Source organism: Niveispirillum sp. GW835-FHT14G11 (genome assembly GCF_058793615.1).
In genome coordinates this window covers 41,650-56,139 of the sequence record NZ_JBXAFZ010000010.1, presented here as the reverse complement: position 1 = coordinate 56,139, position 14,490 = coordinate 41,650, and the positions used below count along the sequence as shown (strand labels likewise).

The 14,490-nt window shown below is 64.0% G+C and carries 12 protein-coding genes; 5 read left to right on the top strand and 7 right to left on the bottom strand.

Features of this window, described 5'->3' with window-relative positions; all coding sequences use genetic code 11:
* The first annotated feature begins 196 nt into the window (after positions 1-196).
* A protein-coding gene (locus AC1Q7F_RS18810) for an IS3 family transposase (protein WP_492509645.1) occupies positions 197-1,341 on the top strand; the annotation gives its coding sequence in 2 pieces (ribosomal slippage) (positions 197-446 and positions 446-1,341; 1,146 coding nt in all).
* 103 nt (positions 1,342-1,444) lie between these two features.
* Here the strand turns inward: AC1Q7F_RS18810 and AC1Q7F_RS18805 are convergent.
* Positions 1,445-2,311 (bottom strand): alpha/beta hydrolase, encoded by an 867-nt coding sequence (locus tag AC1Q7F_RS18805; protein WP_492509643.1) that lies wholly within the window; start codon positions 2,309-2,311, stop codon positions 1,445-1,447.
* A gap of 55 nt (positions 2,312-2,366) precedes the next feature.
* Positions 2,367-4,652 carry a TonB-dependent receptor gene (locus tag AC1Q7F_RS18800; protein WP_492509641.1) on the bottom strand — a complete coding sequence of 762 codons (2,286 nt, stop codon included), beginning with the start codon at positions 4,650-4,652 and terminating at the stop codon, positions 2,367-2,369.
* A gap of 348 nt (positions 4,653-5,000) precedes the next feature.
* Between AC1Q7F_RS18800 and AC1Q7F_RS18795 the strand changes: the two genes are divergently transcribed.
* The 4 genes from AC1Q7F_RS18795 (at position 5,001) to AC1Q7F_RS18780 (ending at position 9,594) form a co-directional block, all read left to right on the top strand.
* Positions 5,001-5,813: a fumarylacetoacetate hydrolase family protein gene (locus AC1Q7F_RS18795; protein ID WP_492509639.1), complete on the top strand. Its 813-nt coding sequence runs from the start codon at positions 5,001-5,003 to the stop codon at positions 5,811-5,813.
* Positions 5,814-5,852: 39 nt separating this feature from the next.
* On the top strand, positions 5,853-6,782 hold the full coding sequence (locus AC1Q7F_RS18790; protein ID WP_492510044.1) for an acetaldehyde dehydrogenase (acetylating): 930 nt from the start codon (positions 5,853-5,855) through the stop codon (positions 6,780-6,782).
* Entirely contained in the window at positions 6,779-7,816 is a 1,038-nt protein-coding gene (gene dmpG, locus AC1Q7F_RS18785) for a 4-hydroxy-2-oxovalerate aldolase (RefSeq protein WP_492509637.1), read from the top strand. Before AC1Q7F_RS18790 ends, dmpG begins: the two co-directional genes overlap by 4 nt.
* A gap of 65 nt (positions 7,817-7,881) precedes the next feature.
* Positions 7,882-9,594, top strand: coding sequence for an FAD-binding protein (locus tag AC1Q7F_RS18780; RefSeq protein ID WP_492509635.1), 1,713 nt, complete (start codon positions 7,882-7,884; stop codon positions 9,592-9,594).
* 87 nt (positions 9,595-9,681) lie between these two features.
* Here AC1Q7F_RS18780 and AC1Q7F_RS18775 read toward each other — a convergent pair whose 3' ends face one another.
* The 5 genes from AC1Q7F_RS18775 to AC1Q7F_RS18755 form a co-directional block, all read right to left on the bottom strand.
* The gene (locus tag AC1Q7F_RS18775; RefSeq protein ID WP_492509633.1) at positions 9,682-10,428 is read right to left on the bottom strand and encodes a TetR/AcrR family transcriptional regulator; all 747 of its coding nucleotides are present in this window, start codon (positions 10,426-10,428) and stop codon (positions 9,682-9,684) included.
* Positions 10,429-10,501: 73 nt separating this feature from the next.
* Complete coding sequence (locus AC1Q7F_RS18770; protein WP_492509631.1) at positions 10,502-11,302, bottom strand: crotonase/enoyl-CoA hydratase family protein; 801 nt, start codon at positions 11,300-11,302, stop codon at positions 10,502-10,504.
* A 30-nt stretch (positions 11,303-11,332) separates the two neighbouring features.
* Positions 11,333-12,478 (bottom strand): acyl-CoA dehydrogenase family protein, encoded by a 1,146-nt coding sequence (locus AC1Q7F_RS18765; RefSeq protein WP_492509630.1) that lies wholly within the window; start codon positions 12,476-12,478, stop codon positions 11,333-11,335.
* Positions 12,479-12,497: 19 nt separating this feature from the next.
* Positions 12,498-13,556 carry an acyl-CoA dehydrogenase family protein gene (locus AC1Q7F_RS18760; RefSeq protein WP_492509628.1) on the bottom strand — a complete coding sequence of 353 codons (1,059 nt, stop codon included), beginning with the start codon at positions 13,554-13,556 and terminating at the stop codon, positions 12,498-12,500.
* 4 nt (positions 13,557-13,560) lie between these two features.
* On the bottom strand, positions 13,561-14,463 hold the full coding sequence (locus tag AC1Q7F_RS18755) for an NAD(P)-dependent oxidoreductase (protein ID WP_492509626.1): 903 nt from the start codon (positions 14,461-14,463) through the stop codon (positions 13,561-13,563).
* Positions 14,464-14,490 lie beyond the last annotated feature (27 nt).

Sequence of the window (14,490 nt, the reverse complement as noted above, 5' to 3'; positions counted from 1 at the left end):
CAAGCCACCACCGCGTTTCCCCGGGCCTTTCCCTCCCGTCTCAAAGACCGACTACTGGTGATCAACCGATCCCCAAGGGGATCGCTATCCTTCAACTCGATACGCAGGGTGGCGATCTCGTGGAAGGATGTTGACCTGCTCCCTGGAAAAGTGTCCGATGTGAAGTAGAGGCCTCCTGACCGAGGAGGGCTATGAGATGAAGAAGAGCCGTTTCAGCGAGGAGCAGATCATCGGGATCCTGCGGGAGCAGGAGGCCGGTCATAAGACGGTGGATATCTGCCGCCGCCATGGGATATCGGAGGCGACATTCTACGCCTGGAAATCGAAATACGGCGGGTTGGAGGTGTCTGAGGCCAAGCGTCTGAAGGGCTTGGAGGATGAGAACAGCCGTCTGAAGAAGCTTCTGGCCGAGGCGATGCTGGATAACGCCATGCTGCGCGAGGTGGCGGGAAAAAAGTGGTGAGGCCCGCCGCACAGCGCCGGACGGTCGCCCATCTGCGGGCGACGTTCGGTGTCAGCGAGCGGCGGGCCTGCTCTGTTCTGAAGGTGCATCGCCGGACGATCCGCTACCGGTCGCGTCGGGGGGATGACGGTGCCTTGCGGCAAAGGCTGCGGGAACTGGCATCGGAGCGGCGGCGGTTTGGCTACCGGCGTCTGGGCTGTCTGCTGGCCCGGGAGGGGATGGCGGTGAACCACAAGAAGCTGCTGCGGATTTATCGGGAGGAAGGGCTGGCGGTGGGCCGGCGGCGGGGCCGCAAACGCGCGCTGGGCACACGGGCGCCGATGAGCGTACCCCAAGCGCCCAACCAGCGCTGGAGCCTGGATTTCGTGTCCGATGCGTTCAGCGATGGAAGACGGTTCCGCATCCTGGCGGTGGTGGATGATTTCTCACGCGAATGCCTGGCCCTGGTCACGGACACCTCGCTGTCGGGCAAGCGGGTGGCGCGGGAGCTGGACGCCATCATCGCCGCCCGCGGCAAGCCGCTGATGATCGTCAGCGACAATGGCAGCGAGTTCATTTCCAGAGCGATCCTGGCCTGGACGCAGGCTACCGGCGTTGAATGGCATTACATCCAGCCGGGCAAGCCCACGCAGAACGCGTTCGTGGAAAGCTTCAACGGACGCTTGCGCGATGAATGCCTGAATGAAACCCTGTTCCACACGCTGCGGCACGCCCGGCAGGTGCTGGCCGACTGGCGATGCGACTACAACAATATTCGACCCCATTCCACCCTGGGCGGGATGTCGCCCGCCCAGTTCGCAACGTTCAGGAGCGGGGGCATGCCCCCGCTCCTGAACGTCCATCAACACACAAACCAAACCAGAGGACTCTATTTATAGCCGGATACACTTTGGGGAGCAGGTCACATAGACGAGGGGAATCCCCTATTTCCTAATTTGTCACCACGACCTAATGCCTTCTGGGGCGCATTGGAGGTTCCTTTCAACGAATACCCTCCAACCACGCCAGAAAGGCATTGCCCCACTGCGTGCTGGTCGTCCCCTTCCGGCCCAGGCCGAAGCCATGGCCACCCTTCTGGTAGACATGGAGTTCATATGGTCGCCGTGCCTTGATCCAGGCTTCCACGATACCAAAGCCGGCCCGGCCTGAAAGGGGATCGTCGGCTGCCATGGCCAGGAACATAGGTGGGGCGTCAGGGGGAACGTCCCTTGCCTCCATGGGTGGGTAGAGGGGGGCAATGAACGCCGGCTGCGGTTCCTGTGATGGCCATGTAACGACGGCCAGCGTTGTACGCGCACCTGCGGAGAAGCCCATCAGGCCAATCCGGTTGGGATCGACATGCCAGTGCACTGATCGGTCGCGTACCAATCTCAGGGCGGCCCGCGCATCCTCTACCGCATAGGGCGGCGTCACGATCCGCAATCCTTCGCCGGGTTTACCGACCCAGTCTGTCATGCGCTGTGTGGCGAATTTGGCGAATTCCGCTGGTGCGGTTGGGGTTGGGTCTATCCTGTACTTCAGCACGAAGGCGGCAATGCCATGATCGGCCAGCCAACGAGCCACCTGCCAGCCTTCCAAATCCATGGCAAGGGTCATGAAGCCGCCGCCCGGTACTATGACGACAGCGGTGCCATTGCCTTGGCCCGGTGCCGGCAGGACCGGGGTCAGGGTCGCTTCGGTGACATTCCGGACCGTCCGCGCCCCTTCCTTGCCGGTCCAGATTTCGGGGCCGTTGGCATTCGGCACGCTTCCGGTCTCCAGCGGAATGGCTTCGGCAATCTCAAGATTGGCGTTGGCCAGGGCCGGGGAGGCGGCCAGAAGGCACAGGGTCAGAAGGAAGTATTTCATCGGGCCTTCATTCCAGACTGTGGCGGGCCGGCGCGCGGGGCGCCGGCCCAAGGGATTACCAACGCAGCGTCATGGTGACGCCGTAGGTGCGTGGATCACCGTAATAGCTGGTGGTCAGGCCGCCGAAACCAGGTCCGAAATCGATGCCATTGGCCTCGTAGGTGCGGTCCAGCAGGTTCTTGACCCACAGGTTTACCTCGCCGCTGGCGCTGCCGATCTCCAGTTCCGACAGGATCAGATTGGCGTTCATTACGGCGTAGCCGCCCACTGCCGTATCCTTGGCCAACTGGCCCGATCCGATACCATCGGGCGTGATGGCATAGGGGAAGGTGTAATGGCCGGATACTGCGTTGACATCCACCAGGGCCCGCAGGGTGCCGCCCGCCAGTTCACCCAGCAGCACATCAACACTGGCATTGCCGGAATGTTTGGGTGTGAAGGGGAAAGCGCGGTTATCAGCCACGTCGACGCCGCCATCCATATAGGACAGGTATTTGGCATGCAGATAGCCATAGCCGGCCTGCAAGGTCAGCCAGGGTGTCGCCCGTAGTGTCGTTTCCAGTTCCAGACCACTGATCTCGGCCTTGCCGGCGTTACGGACAGACGATTCCGCCGCGCCCGTGGCCGTGAAGACCGATAATTGCATGTCGGAATGCCGGTTCAGGAACAAGGCGCTGTTGAACAGCAGGCGGCCGTCCCACAATGTCGCCTTGGCGCCGGCCTCATAAGAGGCGACTTTTTCCGCGCTGTAGGGGCGCTTCACCTCCGCCACGTTTCCGGCCTCTGCATTGAAGCCACCACTCTTGTAGCCTTCGGCATAACGGGCATAGAGGTTCAGGTTGCGATCCACCGCGAAGTTGGCCGTGACGCTGGGCGTCCAGGCGGCGAAATTCTTGTCGGCTGTCGTGCCCGCCGGCACGATGACGATGTTGGGGCTGCCCAATTGCTGGACCAGCCGGTCGATGGACTTTTCCTCCAGCGTATAGCGCAGGCCGCCGGTCAGGGTCAGGCGGTCATCAAGGATGGGCGGCTTGTAATCAACCTGGCTGTAGGCGGCATAGGCCTTGGTGGTGAAGGCCATGCGGCTGTCCAGATGGGTGGCGCCGAAATAGGTCTGGGGATTGTTGGTTTTGCCATCATCCTCGAAATAATAGAGGCCGACGACATAGTTCACCCGGCCGCCACTGCCTACGGCCTGAAACTCCTGAGAACGGGAGCTGTAGTCGGAGATGCGCTGGGTATGGGCCAGGGGCAGGGGGGAGCCGTCCAGATCCAGCCCGTCGCGCCACGCCAGGTCACGGGCCGCACTGATCGATTTCAGGGTCACGTCATCCAACTCCAGCGTCGCCGTCAGCGTGTGTCCCTGGATACGCGACTTCTCGAAGGAGGGGCCGTCGATGCTGGCCGTGGTCTGCCGGTCAGCATTCACATAAAGGTCCAGCGGGAAACCGAAATAGCTGTTCCCGACCTTGCCGCCCGCATAGGCCGGCGACGCAGGGTCGAAGATGCTGCCGGCCGACACGCGGGTGACCTGGGAATATTTCGGCGTCTGGTCGAACAGGCTGTAATCGAAGCTGTAATCCAGGACGAGGTTTTCCGACAGGTCCAGTGCCACGGCGGCGCGGACGCTGCTGCTGTCCAGCGTCTGCAAATGGCCGGTCGAGGGCTTGCCGGCGGCCAGGACGTTGGGGTAGGGGTTGGCGACGATATCGACCAGACCATCCCGCTTGGCACGCTGGGCCGACAGCTTTACCCGCAGCGGGCCGAAGGAGGGAAGGTCGACGCTGGCCTTGCCCTTCCACAGGCCGTAATTGCCGATGGTGGCGCTGGCCGTGGCCGATCCGTCGCCCTTGGGCTTGGCGCTGACCATGTTGATGGCGCCGGCCAGCGTGTTGCGGCCATAAAGCGTGCCCTGCGGTCCGCGCAGCACTTCCACCCGCTCCAGGTCCACCATGTCGAAGATGGCCCCCTGGGTCTTGCCGATATAGACACCATCGACATAGATGCCGACGGTCGATTCCCAGTTCAGCGACGGGTTGATGGTGACGCCGCCCCGGATGCTGATCTGCGCGCCGGTCGTCGTGCCCGGACTTTCGCGGATCTGCAAATTGGGGACATGAGCTGCCAGGGCGGAGATGTTGGCGACACCCTTGGCCTCCAGCATGTCGGCATCCATCGCGGTCAGGGCGATGGGCACTTCCTGCAAGCGCTCGCTACGCTTCTGGGCGGTGACGACGATCTCCTCCACCATCATGTCCTGGGCGGCGGCGGGAAAAACCGCCAGCGCCAGTGCGGCGACGGAACAGAGCAGCGCCTGGGCGCTGGGGCGAGACGGGTACATGATTGAACTCCCTACGGTCTTGCTTGGCTCACCGGGGCCGCAAGCAGCGTTTCCTCCACAGCTACGCCTCCAGTGATTTTGGCAGGTGCAATTTCGCAATTTTGCGGAATTTAATGATCGTGAAGCTACGCGATATTATGAAATTCCGTCAATGGATATCGAAATGAGAATTGACATAATACGTACTAAAAACTATTAATCTCTACGAAAATCGATCATGCAATTGCGATTGCTGCGGCGATTGGCGAGCCTGAAGCGCCCCCTCACCAATGTCAATGCAGGCTTCGTTTCGATCAACAGGGCCAGCCATCGGTTGGCGATGGTAGGGCTTCCGGGAGTTCAATCGACATGGCATCGGATTTCTCAGTCGCTGAGCAGGTTGCCCTGGTGGAGATACTGGCTGCAGAACTGCATGCGGCCCTGCGGGGGCGGCATGTGGTCGAACCATTGATCGCGCGTCATCCCGGCCTCACGGTGGCTGATGCCTATGCCATCTCGCTGGCCACTCTGCGGCGGCGGGAAGCGGATGGTGAAACGGTTGTCGGCAAGAAGATCGGCGTCACGTCCAAGGCCGTACAGGATATGCTGGGCGTGTTCCAGCCGGATTTCGGTTTCATGACGGACCGGATGATGATCGTCGATGGCACCACCGTGAACATCGCGGCATCCGGCCTGATCCAACCGCGCGCCGAGGCTGAGATGGCCTTCATTCTGAAGCAGGATCTGAGGGGACCCGGCATCACGGCCGAGAATGTGCTGGACGCCACGGAGGCGGTGGTTCCCTGCTTCGAGATCGTGGATAGCCGCATCCGCGACTGGCGCATCGGTATCGTCGATACTGTGGCTGACAACGCGTCATGTGGGGTGTGCGTGCTGGGCAATGCCCGCATCGGTCCGCGCGACCTGGATCTTTCTGCTGTGAAGGCAGTGGTGCGCAAGAACGGCGCCTTCTTGTCGCAAGGCTATGGGTCGGCAGTACAGGGATCGCCGCAGGCGGCCGTGGCCTGGCTGGCCAATACCCTGGGCAGCTTCGGTGTGCCGCTGAAGGCGGGGGAGGTGGTGTTGTCGGGCTCGCTGGTGCCGCTGGAGCCAGCGCGGCCCGGTGACCGGTTCGAAATGGAACTGGAAGGCATCGGTGGGGCCAGCATCGCCTTTGAATGAGATGAATACGCAGACAAGGAGGGATCGCCTTTGACCAAGGTGAAAGTGGCGATCATCGGTTCGGGCAATATCGGCACCGATCTGATGGTCAAGATCGTCCGCCGTTCCAAGGAGATGGAACTGGCGGCCATGGTGGGGATCGACCCCGCGTCGGAAGGGCTGGAACGGGCGCGGCGCCTGGGGGTGCGTGCCGTTGACACTGGCATCGACGGGCTGCGTGCCCTGCCGGACTATGCCGAAATCGGCATCGTGTTCGATGCAACCTCGGCCTATGCCCACAAGGCGCATGACGCGCTGTTGCAGGCCGATGGCAAGCGGGTTGTCGATCTGACGCCGGCGGCCTTGGGACCCTTTACGGTTCCGGCCGTGAACATGGACACACATCTGGACGCGCTGAACGTCAACATGGTGACCTGCGGCGGTCAGGCGACGATCCCCATCGTCGCGGCGGTGTCACGGGTGGCGACCGTCCCTTATGCGGAAATCGTCGCGTCTGTTTCCAGCCGGTCGGCGGGGCCGGGCACGCGGGCGAATATCGATGAGTTCACACGCACCACATCGCGGGCGATCGAGAAGGTGGGCGGGGCGCAGCGCGGCAAGGCGATCATCATCCTGAACCCGGCCGAGCCGCCCATGATCATGCGCGACACAATCTATACACTGAGCCTTGGTCATGACGAGGATGCCATCCGCCGGTCTGTAGAGGAGATGGTGGCCACCGTTCAGCGCTATGTGCCCGGCTATCGCCTGAAGCAGGAAGTGCAGTTCGAGCGATATGGCGACAATAACCGTCTGAAGATCCCGGGCCTGGGTGAATTCGCGGGCCTGAAGACCTCCGTTTTCCTGGAGGTGGAAGGTGCTGGCCACTACCTGCCGCCCTATGCGGGCAATCTTGACATCATGACGGCGGCGGCCGAAGCGACGGGCAATCTGATCGCGCAGCGCCTGCGCCAGGGGAGGGCCGCATGAAGGACCCGGTGAACGAAAAGATCTATATCCAGGACGTGACCCTGCGCGACGGCATGCATGCCATCCGGCACATGTACGGACTGGATCATGTGCGTGCCATCGCCAAGGCTTTAGACCGCGCCGGGGTTGATGCCATCGAGGTGGCGCATGGCGACGGCCTGAACGGTACCAGCTTCAACTACGGCTTCGGCGCCCATACCGACTGGGAGTGGATCGAGGCAGTGGCCGAGGTGCTGGAACGGTCGGTGCTGACCACTCTGCTGCTGCCCGGTGTGGGCACGGTGGAGGAGTTGCAGCGAGCCTATGCGCTGGGCGTGAGGTCCGTGCGGGTGGCCACGCATTGCACGGAGGCTGACGTTTCCAAGCAGCATATTGGTGCCGCCCGTGACCTGGGCATGGATGTCTCCGGCTTCCTGATGATGAGCCATATGATCGAACCGGATGCGCTGGCCGCACAGGCCAAGCTGATGGAAGGCTATGGCGCGCACTGTGTCTATGTAGTCGATAGTGGCGGTGCCCTGGACATGGACGGCGTGGCCGCGCGCCTTCAGGCCTATGATCGGGTGCTGAAACCGGAAACCCAGCGCGGCATGCATGCCCACCACAACCTGTCGCTGGGCGTGGCCAATTCCCTGGTGGCGGTGCAGAACGGGGCCGTGCGCATCGATGCCAGCCTGGCCGGCATGGGGGCAGGGGCCGGCAATGCGCCGCTGGAAGTGTTCATCGCCGCCGCCGCGCGTAAGGGCTGGCAGCATGGATGCGACCTCTATGCCCTGATGGACGCGGCGGAGGAACTGGTGCGGCCGCTGCAGGACCGGCCCGTGCGGGTGGACCGCGAGACACTCAGTCTCGGCTATGCGGGTGTCTATTCCAGCTTCCTGCGTCATGCCGAAGCCGCGTCCAAGACCTATGGCGTTGACACCCGTGTCATCCTGGCGGAACTGGGGCGTCGGCGCATGGTTGGCGGGCAGGAGGACATGATCGTCGACGTAGCGCTCGATATCCTGAAGGAACGCCAAGCCGCTGCGCATTGACAGCAGGAATCCCCCATTTGCGGGGAACTGTCAGAATTGGCAATGCCATCCGCAGGGGGGGACCAATGGGCGACGTTTCTGAGAAGCCGGGCTCTCCCGGCTGGCATTCGGCTGTCGAGGCGGCACTTGTCGTTGATGGACCGGATGCCATGACTTGGCATGACGAGGCCGACCTTGTCGTCATCGGCTATGGCGGGGCCGGCGTTGCCGCCGCGCTGGAGGCGGTGGAAGGCGGGGCCAGCGTCATCGCCGTTGACCGCTTCCATGGGGGCGGGGCTACCGCCATGAATGGCGGCGTGCTCTATGCCGGGGGCGGGACCTCGGTCCAGAGGGAGGCGGGGGTCGAAGACAGCGTAGAGGACATGTACCGCTATCTGCGGTTGGAGACGGAGGGCGTGGTGTCCGACCGCACCCTCCGTCACTTCTGCGAACAAAGCCCAGCCATGGTGGAATGGCTGAAGCAACGCGGCGTCGTCTTCAACAGCCGCACCTATATGAGCAAGACCTCCTACCCTTATTCCGATTACTACCTCTATCATTCTGATAGTTGCCAGGCGCCGGCCTTTGCCGCCGTGGCCAAGCCCGCGCCGCGTGGTCACCGTGTCTTCCTGCCGGCGGCCAACACGGCGATCGGCTATGGCGTCGGCTTGTTCCAGCCCTTGAAGGAGGCGGCCGAACGCCTAGGCGTGCGCTTGATGACCAAGGCGGAATGCCGCCAACTTGTCATGGACCGACAGGGGCGGGTCCTGGGTGTGCGTCTTCTGCAGATACCGCCTGGCACGGCGGAAGCTGCCGAGCATGACCGGCTGGAGGCCAAGGGCACCAAGTTCCTGCTGATGTTCCCGCCGGCCTTTCCCGGTGCCGGCCTGACCAACCTGATCGCAGGCCGGCTGCTGGCCAAGGCACAGGCGCTGGAGCAGGCGCACCGGGTGGAACGGTTCATACGGGCCCGACGCGGCGTATGCCTGTCGGCCGGCGGCTTCATCTTCAACCGCGACATGGTAGCCCACCACGCCCCCAACTATCTGCGGGGCATGCCGTTAGGGTCCATGGGCGATGATGGCAGCGGCATTCGCCTGGGCCAGACGGCGGGCGGGTCGGTGGCCCGTATGCACCATGTCTCCGCCTGGCGCTTCATCAACCCGCCGTTGGCCTGGGCCAAAGGGATGATCGTCGACGGGCGCGGGGAGCGCTATGTCAACGAGATGCTGTATGGCGCTGCCATCGGTCTGAAGATGTGTGAGGAGCACGGGGGCAAGGGCTGGCTGATCCTGGACAGGGCGCTGTATGAGCAGGCTTGGCGACAGGTCACCAAAGAGAAGATCCTCCCTTTCCAGAAATATCCAGCCATGCTGGCCATGTGGTTCGGCCGCAAGAAGGCGGCCAGCCTGACAGAGTTGGCTACCAAATGCGGATTTGATCCGGGCACCTTTGCCGTGTCGGTCGATACCTACAACCACGCTGCCACGGGCAGGGCTCCCGATCCGTTCCGCAAGGGACAGGAGAACATGGCGGTGCTGGAAAGCGGCCCCTTCTATGCCATTGATGTCTCTATCGACGCCAAGCTGTCGCCGCTGCCCACCCTGACCCTGGGCGGGCTGCTGGTGGATGAGGATACGGGGTCGGTGTTGGACGCGGGCGGCAAGGCGGTGGCCGGCCTGTATGCCGCCGGACGCAATGCAGTCGGCATCTGTTCCAATATCTATGTCAGTGGCCTGTCGGCGGCGGATTGCATTTTCTCCGGTCGCCGGGTTGCGCGCGCCATAACGGGTGGATAGGGAACCGGCTTCCACCGATGGGCGGGGCCTATGCACCGATGGACAATGAGCGTGGGAACGATGTCAAGGCAGCAGTGCGCACCCGGGTCAATCTGCTTGCTTTTCAGCCTTCTTCCGGGGCTTGCGCGTCTTCGGCGTTTTGGCCGGCATGGCCGGTGCCGTGGCACCGGCCAGTTCCGCCATGACGACCGGATAGTGGGCGGCCAGGGCCACGTCCGTCAGGCCCATGCCACGGCCGGCGAACCATACGGCCTTGCGGATGAAATCCTGGTCCGTCTCCGGCGTGCTTGGCCGCCCCTTTTCGGCCATGCGCATGGCGTGGGTCATCAGGCCCACATGGGCGATCAGGTCGATCAGCTCGGGCGTGCTGATGCCGGTTTCCACCGCATCGCCATCGCTGATTGCCTGGCGGATCGCCGCATCCGTCGCCGCCAAGGTGCGCCTGACGGCCCGTCGATAGACCAGCCGGGCGAAGGTGCCATCACCTGCCAGGCTGGCGAACATCATGCGCACCCCATCGGCATTGGGTGAGTCCACGCCCAGGACGCTGCTGTGGAACAGTGACACCAGCATGGCGACAAGGCCCCGGGCACCCGGCAACGGCATGCCGATACTGGCGATGCTGCGCTCCTGATCCTCAATGGTGGCGCGCAGCACGGCCCGGTACAGGGCCACCTTGGACGGAAAGTGCCGATAGAGCAACGCCTCCGAGACGGCCGCGGCGGCGGCGATCTGTTGCGTTTTGGCGCCTTCAAAGCCATAGCGTGCGAATACCGATTTGGCGGCATTGACGATGGAGGTGCGGCGGTCGGAGCTGTTGAGACGGGTTCTCATAATGTAACAGATATAGCCCGTGCCTTTACCATACGGAAGGTCGAAATCGGCGGATGTGCATGAAAGTATGTACTTAGTTACCAGTAAAATGCGGTGCGCGCTTGCCCAGCATGGCGGCCACCGCTTCCTTATGATCCTCCGTCGCATGCGCCAGGGCCTGCATGGAGGCGGAGATTTCCAGCAATGCCTCCAGGCTGGTGTCGCGGCCTTGCCAGAGCAGGCGCTTGGTCATGCGCACGGCATGCGGCGGGTTGACAGCGATGCGGCGGGCCAGTGCCTTGGCCGTGTCGAGCAATTCGGTGTCCGGCACGACCTTGGACACCAGGCCACAGGCCAGCGCCTCGGCCGCGTCGATGACATCGCCCGTCAGCGCCATTTCCGCCGCCTTGGAGAAGCCCACGACGCGTGGCAGCAGCCAGGCCCCGCCATCGCCCGGCACGATGCCGACCTTCACGAAACTTTCGGCGAAGCGCGCACTTTCGCCGGCGATGCGAAGGTCGCACATGCAGGCGAGGTCGCATCCGGCTCCGATGGCCGGACCGTTGACGGCGGCGATGACGGGCACGTCCAGCTTGGCGAAGGCCAGCGGGATGCGCTGGATACCATGCTTGTAGTTGCGCCGGGTCTTGGCCGGCAGCGGGTCGTTCAAGCCACCCCGCTGACCCATGGTTTTCAGGTTGCCGCCGGAGGAAAAGGCGCTGCCGGTCCCTGTCAGGATGGCGACGCGCACCGACAGGTCGGTATCGATCCGTTCCAGCGCGTCCAGCACCGCCTCGATCATGTCGGGATCGGAGATCGGGTTGCGGGTTTCCGGCCGGTTCAGGGTCAGGACGGCGATACCGTCGGTTTGTTCAAACAGTACAAGGTCGGACATGGGGACACCCGCAAACAGATAGAATAAGGCTTAGCGCAGGCCAAGGCCGCGCGCGATGATGCCACGCAGGATTTCCCGCGTGCCGCCCCGCAGCGAGAAGCAGGGTGCGTTCAGAATGGCATGGCCCAGCACGGCCTGGAACATGTCATCCGAAGCGCGTGAGGGTTCGCTGCTGATTAATTGCCGGGCGATCTCGGGAATTTCCTGTTCCACAACAGCACCCAGATCCTTCACCAGGGATGCCTGCAGCGCCGGGTCTTCACCCCGTTCCAGCATGCCGGCAACGGACCGTGACAGCCGGCGCAGCACCGACAGATGGGCCCCCAGCCGGCCCAGGATCAGGGTGGCGTGGTCGGAGGTGTCGGGCCCAAGGGCGCGGACCAGTTCGACCAGCAGCACAAAGGTGGACAAGAACCGTTCCGGCCCGCTGCGTTCATAGGCCAGTTCGCTCATCACCTGCTTCCAGCCATGGCCCTCCGGCCCGATCAGGCTGTCGGGCGGCAGCAGCGCGTCCTCGAACACCACCTCGTTGAAATGCCGATCGCCGGCCAGATCGGCGATGGGGCGGATGGTGATGCCGGGCAGCGAGAGATCGACCAGAAGCTGGCTCGTGCCGCCATGGCGGTCATCGGTGTTACCCGTGCGGCAATACAGGATCATGTAATGCGAATGCTGGGCATAGGTCGTCCACAGCTTGGTGCCATTGACACGCCACCCTTCCTCGGTCCGGATGGCACGGGTGCGCACGGCAGCGAGATCGGACCCGCTGTCGGGTTCGCTCATCCCGATGCAGAAGAAGCATTCGCCCGCTGCGATGCGCGGCAGGATCGTGCGCTTCTGCTCCTCTGTCCCGACCTTTAGCAGCAAGGGTGCGCTCTGGCGATCCGCAATCCAATGGGCGGCGACAGGCGCGCCGGCGGCCAGCAGTTCCTCCAGGACGACATATCGTTCCAGGGCCGATCGGCCCTGACCGCCATATTCGGTGGGTAGCGTCATGCCGACCCAGCCGCGCTGGGCCAGCTTGCGACTGAAGTCAGCGTCAAAGCCGCTCCAGGACCGAATGCGTTGCGCGGCCGGCAGGTCGGCCAGTTCCTTGGCCAGAAATTCCCGCACCTCTGCGCGCAGGGCGTCTGTGTCCTGGGACGGGGGCGGTGCCGGAAAGGCGAAATCGTGCATATGTCTCTCCAGCGCGGGCTTACAGCGAGGCGATCAGGGGCCATAGCCCATCGGCCCTGGCCGCCGCCATCCGACGCCCGACCATGCGGTGCCAATAGGCTTCGTTCCCGAATTCCTCTCGCCAGGACCACAGGCGCTTGGTCAGGAAATGCAGGCTGTGTTCATGCGTGAAGCCGATGGCGCCATGGGATTGATGGGCGATGGCGGCGATGGTACCCGCCGCTTCTCCCGCCCGGGCCTTGCCGACCGCGACCGACAAAACCTCGCCCTTTTGCAGCCCGTCGGCAGCAAGATCGGCAGCACCAGTCGCCGCCGCGACCTGTCCCGCCATCACGGCCAGCGATTGCTGAAGGGCCTGGAACTTGCCGATGGTGCGCCCAAATTGCGTGCGTTCATTGGCATAGGCGACGGTCATTTCCAGCACCCGGCGCGATGCCCCGGCCAAGGCGGCGGCGCGCAGCGTGGCCCCCCATTGTTCGATCAGAGCGACATCGGTGCCGGCGGGCAGGGGTGCCACGGCCGTATCGGGCAGGATGACATCGACGGTCAGATCGTCTCGCGGCTCGCCGGCAAGATTGGCACCGGACCGCAACTCAGTGGTGGCGGTGTCCAGGCGGATGGCATGGGGGCGCCCATCGAAGGCGGCCAGCACGGCGATCTGCGTGCTGTGGGCCGCCCACGGAACGCGGTGTGCCGTTCCGTGCAGGCGCCAGGCCGGGCCCTCACGGTCAAGTGTGAAGCTGTCATCCCGATGCACGGGCGCCAGGGTAGCCGGCCCTTCCGCCAGCGGCAGGCAGGATTCCGCCAGCAGCCGGTTGGCCAACATTGTCTCCACCAGGGGCAGGGGCAAGGCAGCGGCACCGGCCAATTGCACCAGCCCGGCGACCTCCGGCCAGGACAGGCCAACGCCGTCAGCCTCCGCCGGCACCAGGGCCAGCGGCAGGCCCAGTTCCGCAAGCTGATCCCATGCAGCGACGTCCCATGCGCCGGTCTCTGCGGCGCGCAGCCGTTCCGGGCTGGACAGGTCGGCAAACAGGCGACCGGCCATGCCTTCGATGATCTCGCTGGTCTCGCTCATGATATCAGGCCTTCAGGCGCGGCGGGGTGACACCGGCGATCTCGCACGCATAATCCAGCAGGGCTGTGAAATCGCGGCCGGCATAGTCGCCACCGCGCGCAGCACCCAGGGCACTGGCGGCGGCCTGACCCACGGGCAGGCCCAGGCGCTGCTGCGCGGCCGCCGACAGGGCCAATTGCAGATCCTTGTAGGCCAGGTCGATGGTGAAGCCGGGGGTCGTGTCGCCCACCAGCACCTTGCTGGGAAAATTGATCATCAACTGGCCGTTGGTGGCGGTGGTGCCGCCCGCGACGGCCTTCATCACCTCAACTGGCAGTCCCAGCTTGGTGCCCAGCAGCAAGGCCTCCGCCGTCAACTGCGCGCCGATCACGGCCAGGTAATTATTGACAATCTTTGTCCGCGTGCCGGACCCGACCGGGCCGCAGCGCAGGAAAGTGGTGCCCATCGCCTGCAGCAGCGGCAGGGCCCGTTCATAATCGGCATCCGCCCCACCGATCATGAACAGGCTTTCACCGCGTTCAGCGTGGCTGACCAGCCGCCCGACAGGCGTGTCGATGAAGGCCACGCCCCTTGCGGCGGCGGCCTTGGCGACATCGTCGGTGGTCTGCGGATCAATGGTGCTCATGTCGATCAGCAGGCTACCGGGCGCCAGGGTAGACAGGACGCCATCGGCCCCCAGGATCACGGCGCGCACATGCGGCGGGGCCGGCAGCATGGTGACGGCGATGGTGGCCCTGGCCACCGCTTCGGCAACGCTGGCCGCCGGTCTGGCACCCAGGGCCACCAGCCGGTCCAGCTTGTCCCGGTCCAGGTCGAAGCCGGTGACGGCGAAGCCCTTGCGGACCAGATTGGAGGCCATGGGCAGTCCCATGGCGCCCAGGCCGATGAAAGCGATCTTTTCCTGCATCTCAGGCATCCTTGCGGGCGGCGACGG

Coding starts and splice junctions, on each gene's coding strand:
- AC1Q7F_RS18805 (WP_492509643.1), bottom strand. CDS start 2,311: ATGAAATACTTCCTTCTGACCCTGTGCCTTCTGGCCGCCTCCCCGGCC.
- AC1Q7F_RS18800 (WP_492509641.1), bottom strand. CDS start 4,652: ATGTACCCGTCTCGCCCCAGCGCCCAGGCGCTGCTCTGTTCCGTCGCC.
- AC1Q7F_RS18795 (WP_492509639.1), top strand. CDS start 5,001: ATGGCATCGGATTTCTCAGTCGCTGAGCAGGTTGCCCTGGTGGAGATA.
- dmpG (WP_492509637.1), top strand. CDS start 6,779: ATGAAGGACCCGGTGAACGAAAAGATCTATATCCAGGACGTGACCCTG.
- AC1Q7F_RS18780 (WP_492509635.1), top strand. CDS start 7,882: ATGGGCGACGTTTCTGAGAAGCCGGGCTCTCCCGGCTGGCATTCGGCT.
- AC1Q7F_RS18775 (WP_492509633.1), bottom strand. CDS start 10,428: ATGAGAACCCGTCTCAACAGCTCCGACCGCCGCACCTCCATCGTCAAT.
- AC1Q7F_RS18770 (WP_492509631.1), bottom strand. CDS start 11,302: ATGTCCGACCTTGTACTGTTTGAACAAACCGACGGTATCGCCGTCCTG.
- AC1Q7F_RS18765 (WP_492509630.1), bottom strand. CDS start 12,478: ATGCACGATTTCGCCTTTCCGGCACCGCCCCCGTCCCAGGACACAGAC.
- AC1Q7F_RS18760 (WP_492509628.1), bottom strand. CDS start 13,556: ATGAGCGAGACCAGCGAGATCATCGAAGGCATGGCCGGTCGCCTGTTT.
- AC1Q7F_RS18755 (WP_492509626.1), bottom strand. CDS start 14,463: ATGCAGGAAAAGATCGCTTTCATCGGCCTGGGCGCCATGGGACTGCCC.